The following is a 26808-nucleotide window of genomic DNA, read 5'->3' on the forward strand; positions in this document are numbered from 1 at the left end:
CCGCATGTCCGCCTCTCTCCAGTTGGACCGTGACCGGTCTTCCAACCCGCTGGACATCCTCGAACAGATTATCGCCTCCAACGAATGGGCCTTCGAACGCCGCTCGGATGGTGAGATGGCGGCCGAGGCACCCGGCAAGTGGTGCGACTACGGTCTGCACTTCTCATGGTCGCATGAGATCAGCGCCATGGCCTTCACCTGCGCCTTCGATATGAAGGTCCCGGCGGATCGCCGGGAGAAGCTCTACGAATTGCTGGCGCTGGCGAATGACCGGCTGTGGATCGGGCATTTCGGCATCGAGGCGGAGGACGGCGTGCCGGTGTTCCGCCATTCCGTGCTGCTGCGCGGCGCGCAGGGCGCGTCGGCCGAGAGCCTCGAGGACATGGTCGACATAGCGATCACGGAATGCGAGCGCTTCTTCCCGGCCTTCCAGTTCGTGCTGTGGGGCGGCAAGGCGCCAGCCGAGGCGCTGGCGGCGTCCATGCTCGACTGCGTCGGGGAGGCCTGATCGCCGCGCGCCGGGGTGGCCACACCGCCCCGCCACGCATGCTGATTACGGATATTGGCGAGCGGCGACAGCGGATCGTTCCCGTTGGACGGGGCGACGCCGGTGGGTGGCGCGAGGCCGCCTACACGGCCAGTCGGCTCCGGCCTCTCGGCAGGACGTCCCGCTTCCCTCCTGAAACGGGCCGCCTTGGCCGTGTCGCAAGGGGCGCTTAGCTGGAACAGCGGGGAAGCTGGAGGGGGGGGCCATCTCCAGACCCCGCACGCTCCCAACCGGTTCCTACCCGTGCGAATCGCTCCTCACACCCCCCGCGCGCATTGCAGCAGTGTCACCGGTCGGCCGGGAGCGATCTGAAGGTCGATTTCGTCCGGCGTGGTCCAGCCCAGGGTTTCGATCCCACCCCCGGTCGGCGGGTCCAGCCCGCGTTCCGTCGGGGGGCCGAATAGCCGTTCCAGCCGGGCGCGCAGGATCGGCCCCTGGATCTCATCCGCCTGAGCGGAAATGCAGACCAGCCCGCCGGTCCGCCCATCGAAGGCGAAGGCAACGCGTAGGCGCAGGGTGCCACTGCTGAACTCGCCGCCGACGCGATACTCCATGCGAGCGGAGGGGATCGGTCGGCGGTCGCCGGCCGCCAGGGTGCGGGCCTGGCCGCGCAGAGCGGCGATAACCTGCGTCTCGGACATACCCCAGCGGGTGTTTTCCCAGTGCGCGTGCGCCGGCGTCGCCGCCAGCGCCAGGAAGCCCGCCGCGAACGCCGCGCGCATGATCAGCCTCGCCCGTGGCACGCCTTGTACTTCTTCCCCGACCCGCAGGGGCAGGGCGCGTTGCGGGGCGTGCGGTGCCAAGTGGCGGGATCGTTCGGGTCCACGCCTTCCGCGATTGGTCGCGGCGCCGCGGTGCCGATCGCCATCGGCACGGCCTCATAGGTCGTGCCGCTGCCATTGGCCATCTCCAGCTCCGCCGAGGCCATCGCGGGGTCGGGATGGCGCATGTCGAGGAAGCCGATACCCTCCGGCGAAGGCGGTGGCGCTTCGGGGCGAAGCTCGATGCGCAGCAGCAGGGAGGTCACGCGCTGCCGCAGGTCGTGCAGCATCCCGTTGAACAGCGAGAAGGCTTCCGACTTGTACTCGTTCAGCGGGTCGCGCTGGCCATAGGCGCGGAGGCCGATGCCCTGGCGCAGATGGTCGAGCGCCAGCAGGTGTTCCTTCCACACCTGGTCGAAGACCTGCAGCAACAGGGACTTCTCGATCTGGCGCATGATCTCGGGGCCGACATTGGCGGCCCGCGCGGCGTAGGACCGGCTTGCCGCTTCCTCCAGCCGCTCGCGCACCGCGTCGTCGTCGATGCCTTCCTCCTTCGCCCAGTCGGCGACCGGGACGTCGAGGTTCAGCGTGTCCTGGACCTGGCGCTGCAGGGTCTCGAGGTCCCACTGCTCGGGATAGGCGTTCTCGGGGATGCAGCGGGCGACGAGCTCGGCGATCGACTCGTGGCGCATCTCCTGGATGGTCTCGGAGACCTCGTCCGCCAGCATGAAGGCACGGCGCTGGGAGTACACCTCCTTGCGCTGGTCGTTCATGACGTCGTCGTACTTCAGAAGGTTCTTGCGCATGTCGAAGTTCCGCGCCTCGACCTTCTTCTGCGCCTTCTCCAGCGCCTTGTTGATCCAGGGATGGACGATCGCCTCGCCTTCCTTCAGGCCGAGCTTCGTCAGCATGCCGCCCATGCGGTCCGACCCGAAGATGCGCATCAGGTCGTCTTCCAGGGAAAGGAAGAAGCGCGACGCGCCTGGGTCGCCCTGGCGGCCCGACCGGCCGCGGAGCTGGTTGTCGATGCGCCGCGATTCGTGGCGCTCGGTGCCGATGACGAACAGGCCGCCCGAGGCCTTCACGGCCGGGCGCACCGCCTCGACCTCGGCCTTGTGCTTCACGACGGCCGCCTCGTAGGCCTCGCCTTCATTGGTGCCGGCTTCCTGGCGCGCCAGCATTTCGAAGTTGCCACCGAGCTGGATGTCGGTGCCGCGGCCCGCCATGTTCGTCGCGATGGTCACCGCACCCGGCCGGCCGGCCTGGGCGACGATGCCGGCTTCCTGCTCATGGTAGCGGGCGTTCAGCACCTGGTGCGGTACGTTCTTCTTCTTCAGCAGATCGGAGATCAGCTCCGACTTCTCGATGCTGGTCGTGCCGACGAGGCAGGGCTGGCCGCGGTCCCGCGCTTCGGCGATCAGCACCGCGACGGCCTCGTACTTCTCCATCGAGGTGCGATAGACCTCGTCGTCGCCGTCCTCGCGCGCCACGGGCACGTTGGTCGGAATCTCGACGACTTCGAGCTTGTAGATCTCGGCGAACTCGTCGGCCTCGGTCGCCGCCGTGCCGGTCATCCCGGCGAGCTTGGGATAAAGGCGGAAGTAGTTCTGGAAGGTGATGGAGGCCAGCGTCTGGTTCTCGGGCTGGACCGTGACGTGTTCCTTCGCCTCCAGCGCCTGGTGCAGACCGTCGGAGTAGCGGCGGCCTTCCATCATGCGGCCAGTGAACTCGTCGATGATGACGATCTTGTCCTGGCGGACGACGTACTCGACGTCCTTCTTGAACAGCGTGTGTGCACGCACCGACTGGTTGACGTGGTGCACCAGCGAGACGTTGTGGATGTCGTAGAGGTCGCCCTCGGTGAGCAGCCCGGCATCCTTGAGCATCTGCTCGATGCGCTCGCCGCCGGCCTCGGTCAGCGTGACGGTGCGCTGCTTCTCATCCTTCTCGTAGGTCTCGGGATCCTTGACGAGTTCCTTCACCACGTCGTCCGCCTGCCGATACAGGTCGGAGGAATCGTCCGAGGGACCGGAGATGATCAGCGGCGTGCGCGCCTCATCCACCAGGATGCTGTCCACCTCGTCGACGATGGCATAGGCGAAGTCGCGCTGGACCATGTCCTCCAGCCGGTACTTCATGTTGTCGCGCAGGTAGTCGAAGCCGTACTCGTTGTTGGTGCCGTAGGTGATGTCGCAGCCATAGGCGTCGCGCCGCTCATCATCCGTCAGCCCATGGACGATGATGCCCGTGGTCAGGCCGAGGAAGCCGTACAGCTTGCCCATCCACTCCGCGTCGCGGGTCGCGAGGTAGTCGTTCACCGTGACGACATGCACGCCCTTGCCGACCAGGGCATTCAGGTAGACGGGCAGGGTCGCGACCAGCGTCTTGCCCTCGCCGGTCTTCATCTCGGCGATCTTGCCGTCGTGCAGCACCATGCCGCCGATCATCTGCACGTCGAAATGGCGCATGCCGAACACGCGGCGTGCGGCCTCGCGAACCGTCGCGAAGGCCTCGGGCAGGATGTCGTCGAGCGTCTCGCCCTTGTCGAGCCGCTCGCGGAACAGGACGGTCTGGTTGGCCAGCGCCTCGTCCGACAGGGCTTCCATCGTTGGTTCGAGCGCGTTGATGGCGGGCACGCGCGACTGGAAGCGCTTGATCGCACGGTCGTTCGAGGTGCCGAAGATGGCGGCGGCGAGGCGAGAGAACATCGGGGGCGTCAGTCTCCGTCGGGCGGGGCATGCCCGGTCGCGCGCGCCGTGAGGCAACACGCAGTACGCCGCCCGGGAGCGGGTCGACGCAGCCGCGGGAGAGATAGGCGGGGCAGGGGGGCGGGTCAACGAAGCGGCAGGGGTTTTACTGGATGCCCCGGCGCCCGGCCGGAGCGGATCCGCACGTACGAACCACCTCGCCACAGGCCGAAAAACCTTTGGAAACCGACACTTACTTCCGGACTGGGCGCGCGGGAATCGAGGAGGATAGGCGGATCGGGGCACGTAGGAAGGTAGACGACGGGTAAGATGTGCGTGCGGCTGGCGGTTCCTGCGAGGCCGACTCCCGCGGCTCGCTTGTCGGCTCCGGGCGCATCGGCCATGTTCCGCCGGTCTCCCGCCCCCGAGGCCCCATGACCCTCCGCCTTCGCCCCGCCCATTCCCTTCGCATGGGCCTCGCCCTCGCGGCCGTGCTAGGCGCGACGCCGCTTGGCGCGCAGCAGCCGCCGGTCCCTGCGCCGGCTCCGGCGCCGGCACAGGCGCCCGTCCCCGCGGAGGCTCCTGCTCCCTCTGCCCCGGGCGACACGGTCGTCGCGCGGGTGGATGGCGACACGATCACCCTTGCGGACCTCGCCGCGGCCGCCCGCGAACTGCCGGAGGAACTGCGCGGCGCCCCGCCGAACGTGCTTTATCCTCTCCTGCTCGATCAGCTCATCGCCGGCCGCGCCGTGACCGCCGCCGCGCGCCGGGCCGGGCTCGACCGGGACGAGGCGGTGCGCGCCCGCATCCGCCGGGCCGAGGAACAGGAACTGCAACAGGCTTGGCTGACCGCCGAGATCGCCACCCGGGTCACCGACGCCGCGGTGCGCGCCCGCTACGAGCAGCAGACGGCGAACCGCCCGGCCGAGGAGGAGGTGCACGCCCGCCACATCCTGGTGCCGGCCGAGGCCGAAGCGCGGGCCGCACTGGCCGAGGTACGCGGCGGCGCCGACTTCGCCGAGGTCGCCCGGCGGCGCTCGACCGGCCCGGGCACCCGGGAAGGCGGGGATCTCGGCTTCTTCCGGCGAGGCGACATGGTCCCGGAATTCGCCGAGGCCGCCTTCGCGCTCCAGCCCGGCCAGGTCAGCGAGAACCCGGTGCGTTCCCCCTTCGGCTGGCACGTGATCAAGGTCGAGGCCCGCCGCCCCGCCACCCCGCCGGCCTTCGAGGAAGTGGCTCAGGCGATCCGCCAGCAATTGCTGGAAGCTGAAGTGCAGGCGGCCGTCGAGCGCGCCCGCAACGCGGCGCAGGTCGAACGCTTCAACCTCGATGGATCGACCCCGCGCCCCACGGATTCCGCCGAGCCGCCGGCGCCGGCGTCGCGCCCCGGCGCCCCGGCGCGCCGCTGAGCAAAACCCTTCCGGACAACGAAGACCCGCCGAGGACGACCATGGCTCATCCTGTTTCCCCGCTCGCCTTGCCGATGCCCGAACTGCCGCCGATCGCCGGCGTGCGTGTCGCTACCGGCGTGGCCGAGATCCGCTACCGTGCGCGGGAGGATGTGATGGCCATGGCCTTCCCGGCCGGGACGACCGTGGCCGGCGTGTTCACCAAGAACCGGTGCCCCGGCGCGCCGGTGGAATGGTCGCGCGCCGCCCTGAAGTCGGGCAAGGCGCGCGGACTGGTCGTCACCTCGGGCAATTCCAACGTCTTCACCGGCAAGGCCGGCCGCGAGACCTGCGAGCAGACCGCCGCCGCCGCCGCGCAGATCCTCGGCTGCAAGCCGAAGGAGATCTTCCTGGCCTCCACCGGCGTGATCGGCGAGCGCCTGCCGACCGAGAAGCTGGTCGGCGCCCTGCCAAAGGTGTTCGATGCGGTGGCCGAGGCCGGCTTTGCCCATGCCGCCAAGGCGATCATGACCACCGACACCTTCCCCAAGGCGTCGGTCCACACCGCCACGATCGGCGACACGACGGTGACCATCGCCGGCATCGCCAAGGGATCGGGCATGATCGCGCCGGACATGGCGACGATGCTGTCCTTCCTGGCGACCGACGCGAAGATCCCGGCCGCGGCGCTGCAGGCGTTGCTGAAGAAGGGCTGCGACAAGTCCTTCAACTGCGTCACGGTCGATTCCGACACCTCGACCTCGGATACGGTTCTGCTGTTCGCGACGGGTGCGGCGAAGCACCCCCGCGTGCCGGCGGAAGGCGGACCGATCCTGAAGGACTTCGCTCGCGCCCTGAACGCCGTGCTGATGGACCTGGCGCTGATGGTCGCGCGCGACGGCGAGGGTGCGCAGAAGCTGATCCAGATCGACGTGACCGGGGCCACGACCGCCCGATCGGCGCACAGGATCGCGATGTGCATCGCCAATTCGCCGCTGGTGAAGACTGCGATCGCCGGCGAGGACGCGAATTGGGGCCGCATCGTCATGGCCGTCGGCAAGTCCGGCGAGCCGGCCGATCGCGACCTGCTGTCCATCGCCGTGGGCGGCGTCTGGATGGCGAAGGATGGCGGCGTGGTCGATGGCTATGACGAGACGCCGGTCGTCGCGCACATGAAGGGGCGCGAGGTTGAGATCACGGTCGATATCGGGCTGGGCAAGGGCAAGGCCACGGTGTGGACCTGCGACCTGACGCATGGCTACATCGACATCAATGGATCGTACCGGTCATAGGCCCTTTGGTCCTCTATGGGCCAAGTTGTCGCTGAGCCTGCGACGGCGGTCGTTCAGTTACTCTCGCACCGGGAAGCGCATGCGAGAGCAACTGAGGCGGGCCTGATCATTCGGCCCGCCGGGAAGAGTGTCGCCGATGCCACCGCGCCGTGGCGCATTACTCTGCAGTCGGCAGTCCAATTCCATATCTGTAGAAGCTCTTGGCATGCTTCGGATCGCGGCAACCGCCGCGATCCGGCGCCGCTACGCCACCGCGATGCAGTCGATCGACACCAGGAAGTCCGGATGCGCGAGCCGGACCGACTCCGTCGTCTGCCGCGCCGGGTAGTTGCCGTCCTTGAAGAAGGTCTTGAAGGTCGCATCGAACTCCGCGTAGCGGCCCATGTCCGTCAGCGCGACGTTCATCTTCACGGCGTTCTCCAGCGACGTGCCAGCTTCCTCCAGGATCGCCTGCATATTCGTCATGACCTGACGGACCTGCGCGATCAGGTCGCCCTTGTCGATCGTCGCGGCCATGCGCTCCGCGCCGCGGAACGGCGTCACGCCGGTCACGAAGACGAAGCCGCCCGCCTTCACCGCGTGGTTCACCCCCGAACGCATCGGCGTTACGCGGGGGGAGGTGATGATCTGTCTGTCCATGGTCATCCTAGTCCTGTGTCAGGCCGAGCGTCGCGATCAGGGCGCCGAGCCGTGCATTCTCCGACCTGATCCGGTCGGTCAGGCCGGCGGGCGTGAGCGGCAGCGGCGTAGCGCCGAGCGGCAGCTTCTCGACGAAGGCGGGATCGCTCGCCGTCGCCCGGAAGGGATCGGCCGCGCGCGCGACGATCGCCGGCGGCGTGCCCCTGGGGAAGAAGAAGGCCGCCCAGGCGTTCAGCATCTGCGCGTCCGGTGCCGCCTCGCGGAAGGTGGGCACGTCGGGAAACTCGGCGCTGCGCGCCGGGCCGCTGTAGGCCAGCGGCCGCAACTTGCCGGTCTGCATGTGCGGCACGGTGATGGAGGCGGAATCCATCGTGACCTGCACGCGGTTCGCCAGCAGATCGGTATTGGCCGCGGCACTGGTGCGGTACGGCACGTGCTGCATGGTGAAGCCGAAGGCGCGGCAGATCGTCTCGATGTTCAGATGCGGCACCGTCGCGTTGCCGGGCGAGCAGTAGAAGATCGGGTTGTCGGCCGGACGCGCCTTCGCATAGGCGACCAGCTCGGCCAGCGTGCGCACCGGCAGGGTGGCGTTGACCGCGAGGTAGGTGCTGGAGAGATAGGCGCCGCCGACCGGCATGAAATCCGTGACCGGGTCGTAGCGCACGGCCTGCTTGTTGGCGTGCGGTGCGATGGTCAGCGCGGCCGCTGCGATCATGCCCATCACCGAGCCGTCGGCCGGGCTTTGCGTGATGTTGAAGGCGCCGAGCGTGCCACCGGCCGCCGGCTGGTTCTCGACGACGAATTGCTGGCCGGTGCGCGCCGTGTGGCGGTCGAGGAAGACGCGCGCCACCTGGTCGGTGATGTTGCCCGCGCCGTAGGGCACGATCATCTTGACGACATCGCCGCGGCCCTGGGCGCGGGCGCTGGAGATGACGGCGGCGCTCGCGACGACGCCGCCGATCAGCGATCGGCGCTGCAGTCGGGTGTGGAGTGGCGGGTAGTCGCCAGGGGCGCGCGTCATGACTTTGCCTGCTTTGAATTGTGCAGCGCACTCAAGGCGCGCCACGCCAGTGCTGTCAACGGGATGGCCGGGCGGCCGGCATGCGCGGTCTCGGACCAGGCAAAGACTCGTGCCATTGGTATAAGTCCCCCACCGGCGCCGGGGCGGGCCTGGCCGAGCGGGGGTATCGGGCATGATTTCGACGGATGCGCCGGCATGACGTTGCTGCTCGGCAGCGTCGCGTTGCTGGCGTCGCTCGCCTGGCTGGCCGGCGTCGCCTGGTTCCTGCGCTTCTTCCGTCCGCCCGCCCACGAGGTTCCCGGCAGCGTCACGCTCTTGCTGGCCGTCACCGGCCGGACGGAGGGCCTGCCGCCGCTGTTCGCCGCGCTGGCGCGCCAGACCTTGCGGCCGCGCCGGATGCTGGTGGCGGTGGAGGCGGAAGCTGACCCGGCCTATGCCCAGGTGCGGGCGTTGGAACACCTGCTGCCGTTTCCGGTCGAAATCGTCGTGGCGGGACTGGATGACACGCGCAGCCAGAAGGCGACGAACATGATCGCGGCGCTGGCGCGGGTGGATGCGCGGGATGATGCGCTGGTGCTGCTGGACGCGGATATCCTGCCACAGGATCACTGGCTGTCCTGGCTGGCGACGCCGGCGATGAACGGCGCAGCCGATGTCGTCACGGGATATCGCTGGCACGCGCTGGATGGCGCGGGACTGGCGCGGCATGTCGTCGCCTGGCTCGACCGGTCACTGGCGCTCGGGCCGCGGTTTCTCGCGTCGGGGCTGGTCTGGGGCGGGTCGGTGGCGATCTCGCGGGATGCGCTGGCGCGAATGGATCTGGCGGGCGCACTGGCGAACACCTTCTCGACCGATGGGGCGATCAGCCGGCGGGCGCGGGCGCTTGGCCTGCGCGTCCTGACGCGGCGCGCCGTCCTGCTGCCGACGCCGCCGGAGGGCGGGGACCGGGAGGCGATCGCCTTCAAGACGCGGCAGTTGCAGATCGTGCATGTCTATGTGCCGTCGCTGTGGGTGTGGCTGGGCCTCGCCCTGCATGCCGAGGCGCTGGCATTGCCTGTCGCGTTGCTGGGATTGGCGGGTGATGCGGTGGCGCTGGGCTTCCTCGCGGCGGTGTCGGGGGTCGGGCTGCTGAGGGCGGTACTGCATGACCGCGTGACGCGGGCGGTCGGTATCCGGGAGGGCGCGCTGGCGCGGGCGGTGCAGCTCGCCGTCGGCGCGCTGGCGCCGGTGACGGCGCCGGCCGTCGTGGCGCTGTTCTGGACCAGCGCGCGGACGCGGGTCATCCGCTGGCGCCACGTCGAATACGAAGTGCGAGGGCCCGAAGATGTGCGCGTGCTGCGCCGCCACCTGCCCGGCACGGCGGCGTGACGCCGGGCATCTGCCCGATCACCGGGGCGCCGGCGGTGCTGGTGCAGGACGTGTCGGCCGGGCTGCTGCGCGGGTTGTGGCGCCGGGCCTTCGGCGTGGAGCCATCGCCGTTGCCGGCCGGGCGCGTCGGGATCTATCGCGCGCCCTGCGGCCTGGTGTTCTTCGCGCCGGCGGCGGAGGGCGACGCGGCGTTCTATGAGGCCCTGTATCGGAAGCTCGATGCCGGCGGGCGGGTGCGCGCCGCCGGGCGGGACCGGGCGGAATACCCGCACGCCGCCGCCCGGATCCTGCCCGGCGACACGGTGCTGGAGGTCGGGGCGGGGGCGGGCGCCTTCGCGCGGCTGATCCCGGAAGCCCGTTATGTCGGCCTGGACCCCAACCCCGGCGCCTACGCGGCGGCGGAAGCAGCCGTTCGGGCCGAAAGCCTCGCTGACCACGCCACCCGGCACGAAGGCGTGTATGACGCCGCCTGCGCCTTCCAGGTGATCGAGCATGTGGCCGATCCGCTCGGCCTGGCCGCCGCGATGGTGCGCTGCCTGAAGCCGGGTGGCCTGTTGATGCTCGGCGCGCCGATCTGGCCCTCCGCGATGACGGCCATTCCGGACTTCGTCTTCAACGCGCCCCCGCACCATCTGTCCTGGTGGAATGAGGGCGCGATGGTCGCGCTGGCAGGCAACCTCGGCCTGGCGGTGGAGGAGGTCCGGCCCCTCGCGCCGGTCGCGGCACAGCCGCTGATCCACTGGATGGGGCGCCTCTCCCCGCTGAAGACGCGGCCGGAGGGGCCTTGGTTGGCGGCACGGCGGTCCTGGTATGCGGCCCTGGCGGCGTCCTTCGCGCTGGGGCGCATCGCCTCCGCGCTGCTGCCGCTTCCCCGCAACGCCGCGCCCATGTTCGTGTTCCTGGTCGCGCGGAAGCCTTGACGGCGGCGGCGGGCTCGCCGTTTCTGGGGGCCGGATGCCCGACTCCGTCACTGCCTTCCAGCCGCTTGAGACCGAGCGCTTCCTGCTGCGCCCGCTGCGCGCGACGGATGCCGCCGAGCTGCATCGCCTGGTCAACGACTGGGAGGTGGCGAAGACGCTCGCCCGCGTGCCGTTTCCCTATCCGCGCGACCTCGCCGGCGAGTGGATCGCGTCCACCGTCGAACGCATCGCGGAGCAGGAGGCCTGGCACCTCGCCATCACGCGGCGGGAGGACGACGTGCTGGTCGGCTGCGTCGGCCTGACGCGTGACCGCGAGGAGCGGACGGCGGAACTCGGCTACTGGATCGGCCGGCGCCACTGGGGCCAGGGGATCGCGCCCGAGGCCGCGGGGCGGCTCGCGCGCTGGGCGCTCGCCAATGTCGACCTCGACAGCATCGTCGCCAGCGCGCTGATGGACAATGCGCGCTCGGCCGCGGTGCTGAAGCGCATCGGGTTTCGCGAGGTCGGCACCGGGGCGCAGGATTTCCTCTCGCGCGGCGGCGCGATGCCGGTGCGGCTGTTCGAGGCCGGACGGGCGGACATGGTGGTGCCGGCGCCGGCGACCCTGGCCACCGCCGAACCTGCCCTGCCCGAGGGCGGCGGCAAGCGCATCCTGCTGGTGGCCGCCGTCGGGCTGATCGACCCGGACAACCGGGTGCTGCTCGCCCGCCGGCCGGAAGGCAAGCCGCTGGCCGGGCTGTGGGAGTTTCCCGGCGGCAAGGTCCATGCCGGCGAGACGCCGGAGCAGGCGCTGATTCGCGAGTTGAAGGAAGAACTCGGCATCGACGTGACCGAGGCCTGCCTCGCGCCCTTCGCCTTCGCATCCCATGGCTATGACGCATTTCACCTGCTGATGCCGCTGTATTTGTGCCGGCGCTGGGAAGGGCAGGTGACGGCGCGGGAGGGGCAGGCCCTGGCCTGGGTGCGGCCGCAGCGACTGGCGGACTACGCCATGCCGCCGGCCGACAAGCCCCTGGTCGCCCTGCTGCGGGACTTCCTGTAGCGCGTCGCTACGCCGGGGCCCGGCGAGGGACGCGGCGCTTGCGCACCATGGGCACGAGCCGCAGCGCCGCCGCGCCCAGGCCGGCGATGCCGACCCACAGCGCCGGCCGCAGGCCGAAGGTCACGTCGAGATTCGCTTCCAGCACGCGCCAGGGATTCAATCCCGTGCCCAGCGCATACCAGGCGAATTCGATTCCGGCCGTGGCGAGCATGGCGCCAACCGCCAGGCCCAGCAACGCCGGCAGACCGGGTGCGCCGCCCTCGGGCGCGATCAGGCGATAGCCCGACAGCCAGGCATAGAGACCGGCCATCAGCATGGGCTCGGTGACGTCCGCCTTGGATTGCAGGGTGAAGTGGAACAGTGCGAGCGCGGCGATCGGGTGAACCAGCCAGTGCAGCCGTCGCCACGCCCGCCCGCCCATGCGGCGCAGCATTCCGTCCGTCGAGGTCGCGGCGAGCGCCGCCAGCCCGAGCAGCGCGACGAAGCCGATGGTGAGGTAGAAGCGCAGCACGATCTCGGTCGCGACCTTCACCCAGTCGAAGCGCTCGTCGCCGGCATAGAGCAGCAGGTGCAGCACCGCATAGGCGAAGACGGCGACGCCGATCATCCGCCTTACCTCGGCGATGCGCGGCTGCCGGAGGATCTGGCGCGCCGGCGTCACGGCGAGCGAGATCAGCAGCAGCCGGATGGCCCATGTGCCGGTATCATGGGTCGCGGCCTGCCAGGGCTTGGGGAACAGGTTCCCCTGCCAGGCATCCCAGGCGAGCAGCAGCGCCGGGACGAACAGCAGGGCGAAGGTCAGGGCCTTGAGCGGTGCGAAGGCACCGGTGCGGTCGCGCCATGGCATGCGGAGCGGGCCTTCCTATGGAACACCGACATATACGCATGGGGATGCCCGGCGGTTAGCGTGGCTCGGGTAGGCGTTACCTCTCCGCGGCGCTGGCGGCCTTCGTCCGGACAAGCACCAGGCCGGGCCGGCGCCGGTCCAGCGACGTGACCTCGAAGGACAGGTCGTCCTGCCGTACGGTGTCACCGATGGCAGGCAGGCGGCCGAGGCGCCACATCATCAGCCCTGCCAGCGTCGTATAGCGGCCCGCCTGGTCCACCAGATCGGCCTCCAGCAGATGCCCCAAGCGATGGATGTCGATCTGCGCATCCACCAGCCACGATCCGTCGGACTGGGCCTCAATGCGGATCGGCTCGTCGGCGCCCTCGGGAAACTCGCCGGCGATGGCCTCGAGGATGTCGGTCGGGGTCACCACGCCTTCGACCGAGCCATATTCGTCCACGACGATGAGCATCTGCACGGGCGATTGCCGCAGCCGCTCCATGGCGACCAGCACCGGCAGGTTCTCCGGCACGATCACCGGGGGGTGCACGGACCGCGCCACGTCGATCGCGCCCCCGCGCAGCAGGTCCTGCAGCAGGTCGCGCGTCAGCGCCACGCCCGCCAGCTCATCCAGCCGCCCGCGGGCGACCGGGAAGCGGGACCGCCCGCTGCCAACCACCAGATGCCGTGCTTCGTCCTGCGGGGCATCGAGGTCGAGCCAGGTGACCTCGGTGCGCGGCGTCATGATCGAGCGGACGTTGCGTTCCCCCAACGCCATCACCCCTCGCACCATGCTCCGTTCCTCGGGAGCGAAGACCGAGGCCGCCTCGGGGCCGTGCTGAGCGGACGTGCCCTCGGCCGGCTCCGCAGTCGCGCCCCGGCCGCCGCCCCCCAGCAGCCGCAGCACCGCTTCCGCCGTGCGGTTCCGCAGGGCGCCGGCCGCCATGACGCGCAGCCTGTTCCGCCGCGCCAACTGGTTGAAGAACTCGATCAGCACCGAGAAGCCGATGGCCGCGTACAGGTAGCCCTTGGGGATCTTGACGTCGAAGCCCTCGGCAATGAGCGTGAAGCCGATCATCAGCAGGAACCCGAGGCACAGCACGACGACAGTGGGGTGCCGGGTGACGAACTCCATCAGTGGCCGCGCGGCCGCGAGCATGACGAGTACGGCGACGATCATCGCGATCATCATCACCGTCAGTTCCTGCACCATGCCGACGGCGGTGATCACGGAATCCAGCGAGAACACCGCGTCGAGCACGATGATCTGGGCGATGACCTGCCAGAACACGGCGTAGTTCGTGGTGCTGCCGGTCTTGCCGTGCCCGCCCTCCAGCCGCTCGTGCAGCTCCATCGTCGCCTTGGTCAGCAGGAACAGGCCGCCGCCGATCAGGATCAGGTCGCGCCCGGAGATGGCGAGGCCGATGATGGTGAAGATCGGCTCCGTCAGCCCGGCGATCCAGGAGATGGTGACCAGCAGGCCGAGCCGCATGATGAGGGCGAGGGACAGGCCGATGGTGCGCGCCCGCGCCCGCTGTTCCGGCGGCAGCTTGTCCGCCAGGATCGCGATGAAGATGAGGTTGTCGATGCCGAGGACGAGCTCGAGCAGAATCAACGTGCCGAGGCCCAGCAGGGCCGTCGGGTCGGACACCCAGGCGAAATCCATGGAGGATCAGTAGCGGCAGGGTGGCGGAGCAGCAATGACCCGGATTCACCGCCGGGCGCGCGGGACCGGAGCGTCGCGCCTAGCGCGATTCGCCCTGGACATCACCCCGCCCACCCGGTAAACGCCGCCCCTCGCCGACCGGCCGGGGGTCCTTCCCCGGCCTTCGGCGTTTCAGGGAACGCGGGAGACCCTTCGGGGTCGCATGGACCGCGGGCCTCTGGACTAGCAACAGAGGACTGCCACAGTGGCGAAGAAGATCGCAGGCTACATCAAGCTGCAGATCCCGGCCGGCAAGGCGAATCCGTCGCCGCCCGTCGGGCCCGCGCTCGGTCAGCGCGGCCTGAACATCATGCAGTTCGTGAAGGAATTCAACGCGGCGACGCAGCAGATGGAGCCCGGCACCCCGACGCCGGTCGTCATCACGGCTTACACCGACCGCACCTTCTCGTTCATCACCAAGACGCCGCCGAACACCTACTTCCTGCTCAAGGCCGCGAAGCTCGAGAAGGGCTCCACCGCGCCGGGCAAGGGGGCGCCGGTCGGCCGCGTGACGAAGTCGCAGCTCGCCGAGATCGCCAAGACCAAGATGCAGCACATGAACGCGAACGACGTCGACGCGGCGGTGCGCATGCTGGCTGGTTCCGCCCGTTCCATGGGCCTCACCGTGGTGGAGGGCTGATCCGATGGCCAAGCAGGGCAAGCGTCTGAAGGCCATCTACGCCGGTTTCGACCGCGAGCAGGCCTATGCACTCACGGAAGCGGTGAAGATCGCGAAGTCGAACGCCAAGGCGAAGTTCGATGAGACGATCGAGATTTCGATGAACCTGGGCATCGACCCGCGCCACGCCGACCAGATGGTCCGCGGCGTGGTCGGCCTGCCGCACGGCACCGGCAAGACGGTTCGCGTGGGCGTCTTCGCCCGCGGCCCGAAGGCCGAGGAAGCCAAGGCCGCCGGCGCCGACGTGGTGGGCGCCGACGACCTCGCCGCGCTGGTGCAGGAAGGCAAGATCGAGTTCGACCGCTGCATCGCGACGCCGGACATGATGGGCCTGGTCGGCCGCCTCGGTAAGGTGCTCGGCCCGCGCGGCCTGATGCCGAACCCGAAGCTCGGCACGGTCACCATGGACGTGAAGGGTGCTGTGACCGCGGCGAAGGCCGGCCAGGTCGAGTTCCGCGCCGAGAAGGCCGGTATCGTGCATGCCGGCATCGGCAAGGCGTCGTTCGGCGAGGATGCGCTGGTCGAGAATGCGCGCGCCTTCGTTGAGGCGATCCAGCGCGCCAAGCCGACCGGGGCGAAGGGCACCTACCTGAAGAAGGCCGCGGTGTCCTCCTCGATGGGCCCGGGCGTGAAGGTCGACGTCGCCAGCCTTTCGGCCGGCGGCTGACGAGATACGCCCGCCCTTCTGGGCGGGCGGGCAGGGCGGGGGTTCGCCCCCGCCCGAAACCTGTCGGAGACCTCCTGTGGCCCTCGGGCCTTAAGCCGGCGCGAGCCGGGCAGGGGAGAGACGGGGTGCCACAGTGATTGTCCCCTGGGGGTGCGCCCCCGGGTGGCTTGACGTGGTGTTCCGGCCTGACAGGCGAACCGGGGCGAAGGGCGGGTGCCCGGAGCCCCCGAGTGAACCGGCCGGAGCCCTTCCAAAAGGTTTCGGCCACCGACGGAGACGTAGAGTGGACCGTACGGAGAAGCACGAGTTCGTCGCTTCCCTCGCCGCCGTCTTCGCAGAGACCTCCTTCGTGCTCGTGGCCCAGAACAAGGGTCTCACGGTCGCGGATGTGAGCGAACTGCGTCGCCGGATGCGCGCGGCGGGTGCGACGTACAAGGTCGCGAAGAACCGCCTGGCCACCCTCGCCCTCGACGGCACCCGTTTCGACGGCGTCAAGCCGCTGCTGAAGGGTCCGACGGCCATTGCATGGTCGACGGATCCGGTGGCGGTGGCGAAGACCGCGGTCGAGTTCGCCAAGACGAACGACAAGTTCGTTGTCCTGGGCGGTGCGCTCGGTACGCAGACCCTGAACGCCGATGGCGTGAAGGCTCTGGCCGAGCTGCCGTCCCTGGAGACGCTGCGTGCGCAGCTGGTTGGTCTCATCCAGACCCCGGCGACGCGTATCGCGGGCATCCTCCAGGCCCCTGGCGGGCAGGTGGCGCGGGTCCTGGCGGCATACGCCAAGAAGGACGAGGCCCAGGCGGCCTGAGGGCCGCAGGAACCGCCCCCGGCGCCGGCCGATCCCAATCCCGGGATCGCTGTCACGGGGGTTGCACAACCGATGTCAAGCCATTAGATCGAGGAGCATTCAAACATGGCCGATCTCGCGAAGCTGGTGGACGAGCTGTCCGCCCTGACCGTTCTGGAAGCCGCCGAGCTCTCCAAGCTGCTTGAGGAGAAGTGGGGCGTTTCCGCCGCGGCGCCGGTCGCCGTGGCTGCGGCGCCGGCTGCCGGCGCGGCTGCCGCCCCGGCTGCCGAGGCCCAGACCGAGTTCACCGTGATCCTTGCCGCCGCCGGCGACAAGAAGATCAACGTGATCAAGGAGATCCGCACCATCACCGGCCTGGGCCTGAAGGAAGCCAAGGACCTGGTCGAGGGCGCCCCGAAGACCGTCAAGGAAGGCGTGTCCAAGGACGAGGCGGATAAGATCAAGAAGGTGCTGGAAGAGAACGGCGCCAAGGTCGAGGTCAAGTGATCTCGCCCTCCGTCCCCGTCCGGCAGCGGGCGGGGGTGGGGGACCAGTACGATCGGGTGCGGGTGGGGTTGCCGGAAGGGTCCGGTAACGCCGCCCGTTCCTGCGTTGCCGGGGACCGGTAGCGCGAGATTTCCCGTCGGCCCCCGGGGTGTGGGGTATCCCCACCGGCGGGGTGTTGAGGCCGGGGAAGAAGGGAAGCAGGACAGGCATGAACGCTATCACGAAGTCGTTCACGGGGCGCAAGCGGATCCGCAAGAGCTTCGGGCGGCTGCCCGAAGTGGCACCGATGCCGAACCTCATCGACGTGCAGCGGGCTTCCTACGAAGCCTTCCTGCAGATGGAGGTGAGCCCGGACAGCCGGTTCCATGCCGGGCTGCAGGAGGTGTTCAAGTCCGTCTTCCCGATCGACGATTTCGCCGGGCGCGGTCGCCTTGAGTTCGTTCAGTACGAGCTCGAGGAGCCGAAGTACGATGTCGAGGAATGCATTCAGCGCGGGCTGACCTTCGCTGCGCCGCTGAAGGTGCGCCTGCGCCTGATCGTTTGGGACGTGGATGAGGACACCGGGTCTCGCTCCGTCCGCGATATCAAGGAGCAGGACGTCTACATGGGCGACATGCCCCTGATGACGGACAACGGCACCTTCATCATCAACGGCACCGAGCGCGTCATCGTCTCCCAGATGCATCGCTCCCCGGGCGTGTTCTTCGACCACGACAAGGGCAAGACCCATTCGTCGGGCAAGTACCTGTTCGCCGCGCGCGTGATTCCCTATCGCGGCTCCTGGCTCGACTTCGAATTCGATGCCAAGGACATCTGCTACGTCCGTATCGACCGCAAGCGGAAGCTGCCGACCACGACCCTGCTGCTGGCGCTGGACAGCACGCGGACCGAGGGGCTGCGCGCCGAGGCGGCGGCGGCCGGCCGCGAGCTGGAGCCGAGCGAGATCCGCGGCATGGATGCCGAGGAAATCCTGAACCTGTTTTACGGCCAGGTGGTGTTCAGCCGCGGCCCGAAGGGCTGGTCGCGCGCCTTCGACCCCGAGGCCTTCCGCGGCGTGAAGCTGATCGAGCCGCTGATCGACGCGAAGACCGGGCTGGTGGTGGCTGACAAGGACGCCAAGCTGACCCCGCGCACGGCCCGCAAGATCGCCGAAGCCGGTACGACGGAAGTGCTGGTCGGCCGCGCCGATCTGCTTGGCCGTTTCGTCGCTGAGGACCTGGTCGACCTGCAGACCGGCGAGATCTGGGCCGAGGCGGGCGACGAGCTGACCGAGCCGAAACTTGCTTCCATCGAGAGCGCTGGTCTTGATCGTCTGCCGACGCTCGCGATCGACCAGTCGGTGGGGCCGTGGATCCGCAACACGCTGGCGGTGGACAAGAACACCAACCGCGAAGAAGCGCTGATGGACATCTACCGGGTGATGCGCCCGGGCGAGCCGCCGACGCCGGAGACCGCCGAGACCCTGTTCAAGGGCCTGTTCTTCGACGGCGAGCGCTATGACCTCTCGGCCGTCGGCCGGGTGAAGATGAACATGCGCCTCGGCTTCTCGGCCGAGGAAGTGCCGGACCATATCCGCACGCTGCGCAAGCAGGACATCGTCTCCACGCTGCGCGTGCTGCTCGACCTGAAGGACGGGCGCGGCCAGATCGACGACATCGACAATCTCGGCAATCGCCGCGTGCGGTCGGTCGGCGAGCTGATGGAGAACCAGTACCGCGTCGGCCTGCTGCGCATGGAGCGCGCGATCAAGGAGCGCATGGGGTCGGTCGATATCGACACCGTCATGCCGCACGACCTGATCAACGCGAAGCCGGCCGCCGCCGCGGTGCGCGAGTTCTTCGGTTCCTCGCAGCTCTCGCAGTTCATGGACCAGACCAACCCGCTGTCGGAAGTGACGCATAAGCGCCGCCTTTCGGCGCTTGGCCCGGGTGGTCTGACGCGTGAGCGCGCCGGCTTCGAGGTGCGCGACGTGCACCCGACGCATTACGGCCGCATCTGCCCGATCGAGACGCCGGAAGGGCCGAATATCGGCCTGATCAACTCCCTCGCGACCTTCGCCAAGGTGAACAAGTACGGCTTCATCGAGACGCCGTACCGCCTCGTGAAGGACGGCAAGATCGTCGGCAGCCCGCGCTACCTCTCCGCGATGGAGGAGGAGCGTCTTGTCGTCGCCCAGGCCGATGCCGAGGTCGATGCCGATACCGGCGAGTTCAAGAGCGAGCTGGTTTCGGTGCGTCAGGGCGGCGACTTCCGGCTGGTGAAGCCGGAGGAAGTCACGGCGATCGACGTCTCGCCGAAGCAGCTCGTCTCGGTCGCCGCGGCGCTGATCCCGTTCCTCGAGAACGACGACGCGAACCGCGCGCTGATGGGTTCGAACATGCAGCGCCAGGCGGTGCCGCTGATCCGCGCCGATGCGCCGCTGGTCGGCACCGGCATGGAAGCGGCAGTCGCGCGCGACTCCGGCGCGACGATCGTGGCGAAGCGCGATGGCGTGATCGACAGCATCGACGGCGCGCGTATCGTCGTGCGCGCCTCGGGCGATGACGGCACGACCCGTGGCGTCGACATCTATCGCCTGCGCAAGTTCATGCGTTCCAACCAGTCCACCTGCATCAACCAGCGCCCGCTGGTGAAGGTGGGGGACAGGGTGTTGGCGGGCGACATCATCGCCGATGGTCCTTCCACGGAACTGGGTGAACTGGCGCTGGGGCGGAACGTGCTCGTCGCGTTCATGCCGTGGAACGGCTACAACTTCGAGGACTCGATCCTGATCAGCGAGCGCATCGCGAAGGACGACGTCTTCACCTCGATCCATATCGAGGAGTTCGAGGTGATGGCCCGCGACACGAAGCTGGGTCAGGAGGAAATCACCCGCGACATCCCGAATGTGGGTGAGGAGGCGCTGCGCAACCTCGACGAGGCCGGCATCGTCTATGTCGGTGCTGAGGTGAATCCGGGCGACATTCTCGTCGGTAAGGTGACGCCGAAGGGCGAGAGCCCGATGACGCCCGAGGAGAAGCTGCTCCGCGCCATCTTCGGCGAGAAGGCGTCTGATGTTCGCGACACCTCGCTGAAACTGCCGCCCGGCGTGTCCGGCACCATCGTCGACGTTCGCGTCTTCTCCCGCCGCGGCGTGGACAAGGACGAGCGCGCGATGGCGATCGATCGCGCCGAGATCGAGCGGCTCGCGAAGGACCGCGACGACGAGAAGGCGATCCAGGAGCGCTCCTTCTATTCCCGTCTGCGCGAGCGGATGCTGAACAAGAAGGCCTCCGGCGGCTTCAAGGGCGTGAAGTCCGGTACGGTGATCGACGACGCGCTGCTGGAGCAGTTCGCCAAGGCGACCTGGCGCCAGATCGGCGTGGCCGACGATGCGGCGATGGCCGAGATCGAGGCGCTGAAGCGCGAATTCGACGCCGCGGTGGAGAAGCTGCAGAAGCGCTTCGAATCCAAGGTCGAGAAGCTGCAGCGCGGTGACGAGCTGCCGCCCGGCGTGATGAAGATGGTCAAGGTCTTCGTCGCGGTGAAGCGGAAGCTGCAGCCGGGCGACAAGATGGCCGGCCGCCATGGCAACAAGGGCGTCGTGTCCCGCGTCGTGCCGATCGAGGACATGCCGTTCCTAGAGGACGGCAGCCATGTCGACCTGGTGCTGAACCCGCTTGGCGTGCCGTCGCGCATGAATGTCGGGCAGATCCTCGAGACGCATCTCGGCTGGGCCTGCGCGTCGCTCGGCCGTCAGATCGGCGAGATGGTGGAGGAATACCGCCATCGCGGAGCCCGGCGCTCCGAGCTCGAGGCGAAGCTGCAGGATGTCTATGGCGAGGAGATCTTCGCCCGCGACATCGCGCCGATGAGCGACGAGCAGTTGGTCGAACTGGGCGAGAACCTGCGCAAGGGCATCCCCATCGCGACGCCGGTCTTCGACGGCGCCCGCATGGCGGATATCGAGGGCATGCTGACCAAGGCGGGCCTCGATACGTCGGGCCAGGTGTGGCTGCATGACGGGCGGACGGGCGAGAAGTTCGAGCGCAAGGTGACGGTCGGCTACATCTACATGCTGAAGCTGCACCACCTGGTGGATGACAAGATCCACGCGCGTTCGATCGGGCCGTACAGCCTCGTCACCCAGCAGCCGCTGGGCGGCAAGGCGCAGTTCGGCGGCCAGCGCTTCGGCGAAATGGAGGTGTGGGCCCTCGAAGCCTATGGCGCCGCCTATACGCTGCAGGAGATGCTGACGGTGAAGTCGGACGACGTGTCGGGCCGGACCAAGGTCTATGAGGCGATCGTCCGCGACCAGGACAATTTCGAAGCGGGTATTCCGGAATCCTTCAACGTGCTGGTGAAGGAGCTGAAGTCCCTCGGCCTCAACGTCGACCTGGAGAACCGCCCGGCGTGATCCGCCGGCGCTCCATCCTTTTCGAAACGCTCAGCCGCCGTGGGTCGTCCACGGCGGCGGCCTCAATTGCGAGGACCGCATGAACGAGCTGATGAAGATCCTGGGCCAGACCGGCCAGGCGATGACCTTCGACCAGATCAAGATCACGATCGCTTCCCCCGAGCAGATCCGGTCCTGGTCGTATGGCGAGATCAAGAAGCCCGAGACCATCAACTACCGCACCTTCAAGCCGGAGCGGGATGGGTTGTTCTGCGCGCGCATCTTCGGTCCGATCAAGGACTACGAGTGCCTGTGCGGCAAGTACAAGCGGATGAAGTTCCGCGGCATCATCTGCGAGAAGTGCGGCGTCGAGGTCACCCTCGCGAAGGTACGTCGTGAGCGGATGGGCCATATCGAGCTGGCCTCCCCGGTCGCTCACATCTGGTTCCTGAAGTCGCTGCCGAGCCGCGTCGGCCTGATGGTCGATATGACGCTGAAGGAGCTGGAGAAGGTCCTGTATTTCGAGTCCTATGTGGTGCTCGAACCCGGCCTGACTGACCTCAAGCTGCACCAGCTGCTGAACGAGGACCAGTATCAGCAGAAGATGGACGAGTTCGGTGAGGACGCGTTCAGCGTCGGCATCGGCGCGGAAGCCGTGAAGCAGATGCTCGGTGGCATCGACCTCGGCTCCGAGGGCGTGAAGCTGCGCGGCGAGCTGAAGGAGACGACCTCCGAGGCGAAGCGCAAGAAGCTCGTGAAGCGGCTGAAGCTTATCGAGTCCTTCGCTGAGTCCGGCGCGCATCCGCAGTGGATGATTCTCGACGTCGTGCCGGTCATCCCGCCCGAGCTGCGCCCGCTGGTGCCGCTGGATGGCGGTCGTTTCGCGACATCCGACCTGAACGACCTTTATCGCCGCGTCATCAACCGCAACAACCGCCTGAAGCGGCTTATCGAGCTGCGCGCGCCGGACATCATCGTGCGCAACGAGAAGCGCATGCTGCAGGAATCGGTGGACGCGCTGTTCGACAACGGTCGTCGTGGCCGCGCCATCACGGGTGCGAACAAGCGCCCGCTGAAGTCGCTGTCCGACATGCTGAAGGGCAAGCAGGGCCGGTTCCGCCAGAACCTGCTCGGCAAGCGCGTCGACTATTCCGGCCGTTCGGTGATCGTCGTCGGTCCCGAGCTGAAGCTGCACCAGTGCGGCCTGCCGAAGAAGATGGCGCTCGAGCTGTTCAAGCCGTTCATCTACTCGAAGCTCGAGAAGTACGGCCACGCCACCACCATCAAGGCCGCGAAGCGGATGGTGGAGAAGGAGCGTCCCGAGGTGTGGGACATCCTCGAGGAGGTGATCCGCGAGCACCCGGTCATGCTGAACCGGGCGCCGACGCTGCACCGCCTGGGCATCCAGGCCTTCGAGCCGACGCTGGTTGAAGGCAAGGCGATCCAGCTGCATCCGCTGGTCTGCACCGCCTTCAACGCCGACTTCGACGGCGACCAGATGGCCGTGCACGTCCCGCTGTCGCTCGAAGCGCAGCTGGAAGCGCGCGTGCTGATGATGTCGACGAACAACATCCTCAGCCCCGCGAACGGCAAGCCGATCATCGTGCCGTCGCAGGACATCGTGCTCGGCCTGTACTACCTGTCGCTGGAGACGCCGGAGTTCCTGGCGACCGAGGAGAAGGACGCCCCATCCTTCGCTTCGGTCAACGAGACGGAGCTGGCCCTCGAAGCCGGCACCATCACGCTGCACAGCAAGATCCGCGCGCGCCGGAAGACGATGAAGGCCGATGGCGAGGTCGTCACGGAGCGCGTGGTGACGACGGCCGGCCGCATGATGATCGGCGCGCTGCTGCCGCTGCACCCGCAGCTGCAGTACAGCCTCGTCAATCGGATGCTGACGAAGAAGAACGTCTCGGACGTCATCGACGCGGTGTATCGCCACTGCGGCCAGAAGGAATCGGTGATCTTCGCCGACCGGATGATGGCGCTCGGCTTCCGTCAGGCGGCGAAGGCCGGCATCTCCTTCGGCAAGAACGACATGGTGGTGCCCGACACCAAGGTCGCCCTGATCGCCAAGACCAAGGACGAGGTGAAGGAGTTCGAGCAGCAGTATCTCGACGGCCTCATCACCGCCGGCGAACGCTACAACAAGGTGGTCGACGCCTGGTCGCGCTGCACGGACGAGGTTGCCGGCGCGATGATGAAGGAGATCCAGAAGCAGGAGATCGGCACGCCGACCAACTCCGTCTGGATGATGTCGCATTCCGGTGCGCGTGGTTCGCCCGCGCAGATGCGCCAGCTTGCCGGCATGCGCGGCCTGATGGCCAAGCCTTCGGGCGAGATCATCGAGCAGCCGATCATCGCGAACTTCAAGGAAGGCCTGTCCGTCCTTGAGTACTTCAACTCCACCCACGGCGCCCGGAAGGGCCTCGCGGATACGGCGCTGAAGACCGCGAACTCGGGCTACCTCACGCGGCGTCTGGTCGACGTGGCGCAGGACTGCATCATCGTCGAGCAGGATTGCGGCACCGAGCGCGGCCTGACCGTGGGTGCGGCGATGGATGGCGCGGAGGTTGTCTCCTCGCTCTCCGAACGCATCCTGGGCCGGACGGCGCAGGAAGACGTGGCTGATCCGGCGACGGGCGAGCTCATCGTCGCGCGCAACGACCTGATCGACGAGGTCGCCGCGGAGCGTATCGAGAAGTCGGGCGTGGAGCAGATGAAGATCCGCTCCGTACTGACCTGCGATGCGCGCCAGGGCGTCTGCGGCCGCTGCTACGGCCGTGACCTCGCGCGCGGCACGCCGGTGAACATCGGCGAGGCGGTCGGCGTCATCGCGGCGCAGTCGATCGGCGAGCCGGGCACCCAGCTGACGATGCGCACCTTCCACATCGGTGGCGCGGCACAGCGCGGTGCGGAGCAGTCGGCGGTCGAGGCCTCGGGCGACGGCACCATCAAGGTGCTGAACCGCGTGGTGGTCACGAACAGCCAGAATCAGCCGATCGTCATGTCGCGTAACTGCGAGATCGTGCTGATCGACGCGCAGGGGCGTGAGCGCGCCCGTCAGCGCGTGCCCTACGGCGCGCGCCTGATCGGCGAGGAAGGCATGACGGTCACCCGCGGCCAGAAGCTGGCCGAATGGGATCCGTTCACCCTGCCGATCATCACCGAGCGCGCGGGCAAGGTCGAATTCGCCGACCTGATCGAGAACGTCACCCTGGTCGATCGCCAGGACGACGTGACCGGTCTCTCCTTCAAGGAGGTCGTCGAGTACAAGGCCCCGGGCAAGGCCGCCGATCTGCGGCCGCGCCTGATCCTGCGCGACGAGAAGAACAACGTCGTCAAGCGCGAGAACGGAACGGAGGCGATCTACTTCCTCACCCCCGGCACGATTCTCTCGATCGACAACGGGGCGGTGGTGGCCGCCGGCGACGTGCTCGCCCGCCTGCCGCGCGAATCGTCCAAGACCCGCGACATCACTGGCGGTCTGCCGCGAGTCGCGGAGCTGTTCGAGGCGCGGCGTCCGAAGGACCACGCGATCATCAGCGAGATCGACGGGCGCGTGGAGTTCGGCAAGGACTACAAGGCGAAGCGCCGCATCCTGGTGGTGCCGGAGCAGGTGGGCGACGAGACACCGGTCGCGCGCGAATACCTGGTGCCGAAGGGCAAGCACGTCTCGGTGCAGGAAGGCGACTACGTGAAGCGCGGCGACCCGCTGGTCGACGGGCCTCGCGTGCCGCACGACATCCTGCGCGTGCTGGGCGTCGAGAAGCTGGCCGATTACCTCGTGGAGCAGATCCAGGAGGTCTATCGGCTGCAGGGCGTGAAGATCAACGACAAGCACATCGAGGTCATCGTCCGGCAGATGCTGCAGAAGGTGGAGGTCACCGATCCGGGCGACACCACCTATCTGATCGGCGAGCAGATCGACCGCATCGAGTTCGAGATCGAGAACGAGACGCGAGTCGCCGCCAAGGAACGCCCCGCCGTGGCCGAGCCGGTCCTGCAGGGCATCACCAAGGCCTCGCTGCAGACCACATCCTTCATCTCGGCCGCATCGTTCCAGGAGACGACGCGGGTGCTGACCGAGGCCGCCACGGCGGGCAAGGTCGACTACCTGGCCGGCCTGAAGGAGAACGTGATCGTCGGGCGCCTTATCCCGGCGGGCACCGGCTCCGTGATGAACCGGCTGCGGGCCCTGGCCGCCCAGCGCGACAAGGGGCGCCTGCCGTCCAACGCGCCGGCGCTGCCGGAACCGCACGCCGCGGAGTAAAGCCGAGGCGCGTCAGACGATTGAGGGCCGGCCTTCGCAAGGGGCCGGCCCTTATCATGTCCGGGCTTCGCGATCGCGGCATGGCGTTCTTTGTCACCGGCGCGAATCAGGCCCTTCACACGCTTGACTCACAGGGGGGTGGCGCGTAGAAGCCCCCCCTCGGCAGGGCCCCGGCAACGGTGCCCTGTCAGGTTTTGGTCCACAACGCTGCGCCGCCGGCGCCGCCCCAACCACCGGGGCTGAGGCCGGCAGCGAAACGTAAGCCTGGAAGGCATGCGGAAGCATGCTCGCCGGGCGGTCGCTCTTTGCAAGGGCAGGGCTGGGGACTTGAAGGTTTTGAAGGGGCGTCATGCCGACGATCAACCAGCTCATCGCCCAGGGGCGTGAGACCAAGCCGGCCCGGAACAAGGTTCCGGCACTGAAGGGCAGCCCGCAGAAGCGTGGCGTCTGCACGCGCGTCTATACGACCACGCCGAAGAAGCCGAACTCGGCTCTGCGTAAGGTCGCCAAGGTGCGCCTGACGAACGGCTTCGAAGTCGTGAGCTACATCCCCGGCGAAGGCCACAACCTGCAGGAACACTCGGTCGTGCTGATCCGCGGTGGCCGCGTGAAGGACCTTCCGGGCGTTCGCTACCACATCCTGCGCGGCGTGCTCGACACCCAGGGCATCGCCAAGCGCCGCCAGCGCCGTTCGCTCTATGGCGCGAAGCGGCCGAAGTGAGGCACTGAGAGATGTCCCGTCGCCACAGCGCCGAGAAGCGCGAAGTCCTGCCGGATCCGAAGTTCGGTGACCTTGTGCTGAGCCGTTTCATGAACGTGCTCATGTATGATGGCAAGAAGAGCACCGCCGAGCGGATCGTCTATGCCGCCATGGACACGCTGAAGAAGCGTGGTGGGCCGAACAGCGACCCGCTGCGCGTGTTCCATGAGGCGATGGACAATGTGAAGCCGGCCGTCGAGGTCCGCAGCCGCCGCGTTGGTGGTGCGACCTACCAGGTGCCGGTGGAGGTTCGCCCGGAGCGCCGTCAGGCGCTGGCGATCCGCTGGCTGATCGAGTCCGCCCGCAAGCGCGGCGAGCACACGATGGAAGAACGCCTCTCTGGCGAGCTGATGGACGCGGCGAACAACCGCGGCTCGGCCGTCAAGAAGCGCGAAGACACGCACCGGATGGCCGAAGCCAACAAGGCTTTCAGCCACTACCGCTGGTAACGAAACCCCCGATCGGGAACGACGACGATGGCGAAGGCAAAGTTTGAGCGGAACAAGCCGCACTGCAACATTGGCACGATCGGGCATGTGGATCATGGCAAGACGTCGCTGA

Annotated in this window: 20 protein-coding genes; 14 read left to right on the forward strand and 6 right to left on the reverse strand. The window is 68.2% G+C overall.

Annotated features, from left to right (window positions below; genetic code table 11):
- Positions 1–4: 4 nt before the first annotated feature.
- Positions 5–508 (forward strand): type III secretion system chaperone family protein, encoded by a 504-nt coding sequence (locus GXW78_RS21280; protein WP_211870906.1) that lies wholly within the window; start codon positions 5–7, stop codon positions 506–508.
- 296 nt (positions 509–804) lie between these two features.
- Here GXW78_RS21280 and GXW78_RS21285 read toward each other — a convergent pair whose 3' ends face one another.
- Positions 805–1269 (reverse strand): hypothetical protein, encoded by a 465-nt coding sequence (locus tag GXW78_RS21285; RefSeq protein ID WP_211870907.1) that lies wholly within the window; start codon positions 1267–1269, stop codon positions 805–807.
- 2 nt (positions 1270–1271) lie between these two features.
- Entirely contained in the window at positions 1272–4016 is a 2745-nt protein-coding gene (gene secA, locus GXW78_RS21290; RefSeq protein ID WP_211870908.1) for a preprotein translocase subunit SecA, read from the reverse strand.
- A 413-nt stretch (positions 4017–4429) separates the two neighbouring features.
- Here secA and GXW78_RS21295 point away from each other — a divergent pair, with 413 nt between their 5' ends.
- On the forward strand, positions 4430–5404 hold the full coding sequence (locus tag GXW78_RS21295; RefSeq protein ID WP_246522503.1) for a peptidylprolyl isomerase: 975 nt from the start codon (positions 4430–4432) through the stop codon (positions 5402–5404).
- Between the two features lie 41 nt (positions 5405–5445).
- Positions 5446–6675, forward strand: coding sequence for a bifunctional glutamate N-acetyltransferase/amino-acid acetyltransferase ArgJ (gene argJ, locus GXW78_RS21300; RefSeq protein ID WP_211870909.1), 1230 nt, complete (start codon positions 5446–5448; stop codon positions 6673–6675).
- 243 nt (positions 6676–6918) lie between these two features.
- On the opposite strand, the gene GXW78_RS21305 is transcribed toward argJ, so the two are convergent.
- Both GXW78_RS21305 and GXW78_RS21310 read right to left on the reverse strand, forming a co-directional pair.
- Positions 6919–7314, reverse strand: coding sequence for a RidA family protein (locus tag GXW78_RS21305; protein ID WP_211870910.1), 396 nt, complete (start codon positions 7312–7314; stop codon positions 6919–6921).
- A gap of 7 nt (positions 7315–7321) precedes the next feature.
- Positions 7322–8335 (reverse strand): Bug family tripartite tricarboxylate transporter substrate binding protein, encoded by a 1014-nt coding sequence (locus GXW78_RS21310; RefSeq protein ID WP_211870911.1) that lies wholly within the window; start codon positions 8333–8335, stop codon positions 7322–7324.
- A gap of 195 nt (positions 8336–8530) precedes the next feature.
- On the opposite strand from GXW78_RS21310, the gene GXW78_RS21315 reads away from it, so the two are divergent.
- Genes GXW78_RS21315 through mutT form a run of 3 tightly spaced genes read left to right on the forward strand, consistent with a single transcriptional unit; the run spans position 8531 to position 11665 of the window.
- Entirely contained in the window at positions 8531–9703 is a 1173-nt protein-coding gene (locus tag GXW78_RS21315) for a glycosyltransferase (RefSeq protein WP_211870912.1), read from the forward strand.
- The gene (locus tag GXW78_RS21320; protein WP_211870913.1) at positions 9700–10623 is read left to right on the forward strand and encodes a class I SAM-dependent methyltransferase; all 924 of its coding nucleotides are present in this window, start codon (positions 9700–9702) and stop codon (positions 10621–10623) included. Before GXW78_RS21315 ends, GXW78_RS21320 begins: the two co-directional genes overlap by 4 nt.
- Before the next feature lie 34 nt (positions 10624–10657).
- Complete coding sequence (gene mutT / locus GXW78_RS21325) at positions 10658–11665, forward strand: 8-oxo-dGTP diphosphatase MutT (RefSeq protein ID WP_211870914.1); 1008 nt, start codon at positions 10658–10660, stop codon at positions 11663–11665.
- Between the two features lie 7 nt (positions 11666–11672).
- Here the strand turns inward: mutT and GXW78_RS21330 are convergent, their stop codons facing one another.
- On the reverse strand, positions 11673–12512 hold the full coding sequence (locus GXW78_RS21330) for a protein-methionine-sulfoxide reductase heme-binding subunit MsrQ (RefSeq protein ID WP_211870915.1): 840 nt from the start codon (positions 12510–12512) through the stop codon (positions 11673–11675).
- A 76-nt stretch (positions 12513–12588) separates the two neighbouring features.
- Entirely contained in the window at positions 12589–14160 is a 1572-nt protein-coding gene (locus tag GXW78_RS21335; RefSeq protein ID WP_211870916.1) for a TerC family protein, read from the reverse strand.
- 244 nt (positions 14161–14404) lie between these two features.
- Here GXW78_RS21335 and rplK point away from each other — a divergent pair, with 244 nt between their 5' ends.
- The 8 genes from rplK (at position 14405) to rpsG (ending at position 26696) form a co-directional block, all read left to right on the forward strand.
- Positions 14405–14839 carry a 50S ribosomal protein L11 gene (gene rplK, locus GXW78_RS21340; RefSeq protein WP_211870917.1) on the forward strand — a complete coding sequence of 145 codons (435 nt, stop codon included), beginning with the start codon at positions 14405–14407 and terminating at the stop codon, positions 14837–14839.
- Positions 14840–14843: 4 nt separating this feature from the next.
- Entirely contained in the window at positions 14844–15545 is a 702-nt protein-coding gene (gene rplA / locus GXW78_RS21345) for a 50S ribosomal protein L1 (protein WP_211870918.1), read from the forward strand.
- A 283-nt stretch (positions 15546–15828) separates the two neighbouring features.
- Complete coding sequence (gene rplJ, locus GXW78_RS21350; protein ID WP_211870919.1) at positions 15829–16353, forward strand: 50S ribosomal protein L10; 525 nt, start codon at positions 15829–15831, stop codon at positions 16351–16353.
- A 105-nt stretch (positions 16354–16458) separates the two neighbouring features.
- Positions 16459–16839 carry a 50S ribosomal protein L7/L12 gene (rplL, locus tag GXW78_RS21355; protein ID WP_211870920.1) on the forward strand — a complete coding sequence of 127 codons (381 nt, stop codon included), beginning with the start codon at positions 16459–16461 and terminating at the stop codon, positions 16837–16839.
- A 208-nt stretch (positions 16840–17047) separates the two neighbouring features.
- On the forward strand, positions 17048–21235 hold the full coding sequence (rpoB, locus tag GXW78_RS21360) for a DNA-directed RNA polymerase subunit beta (protein WP_211870921.1): 4188 nt from the start codon (positions 17048–17050) through the stop codon (positions 21233–21235).
- Between the two features lie 79 nt (positions 21236–21314).
- Positions 21315–25487 carry a DNA-directed RNA polymerase subunit beta' gene (gene rpoC, locus GXW78_RS21365; protein WP_211870922.1) on the forward strand — a complete coding sequence of 1391 codons (4173 nt, stop codon included), beginning with the start codon at positions 21315–21317 and terminating at the stop codon, positions 25485–25487.
- 349 nt (positions 25488–25836) lie between these two features.
- Positions 25837–26208, forward strand: coding sequence for a 30S ribosomal protein S12 (gene rpsL, locus GXW78_RS21370; protein WP_211870923.1), 372 nt, complete (start codon positions 25837–25839; stop codon positions 26206–26208).
- 11 nt (positions 26209–26219) lie between these two features.
- A complete protein-coding gene (rpsG, locus tag GXW78_RS21375; RefSeq protein ID WP_188973753.1) occupies positions 26220–26696 on the forward strand; it encodes a 30S ribosomal protein S7 in 477 nt (158 codons plus the stop codon).
- Positions 26697–26808: the final 112 nt, after the last annotated feature.

The organism is Neoroseomonas terrae, from assembly GCF_018129025.1.
Taxonomy (GTDB): Bacteria; Pseudomonadota; Alphaproteobacteria; order Acetobacterales; family Acetobacteraceae; genus Neoroseomonas; species Neoroseomonas terrae.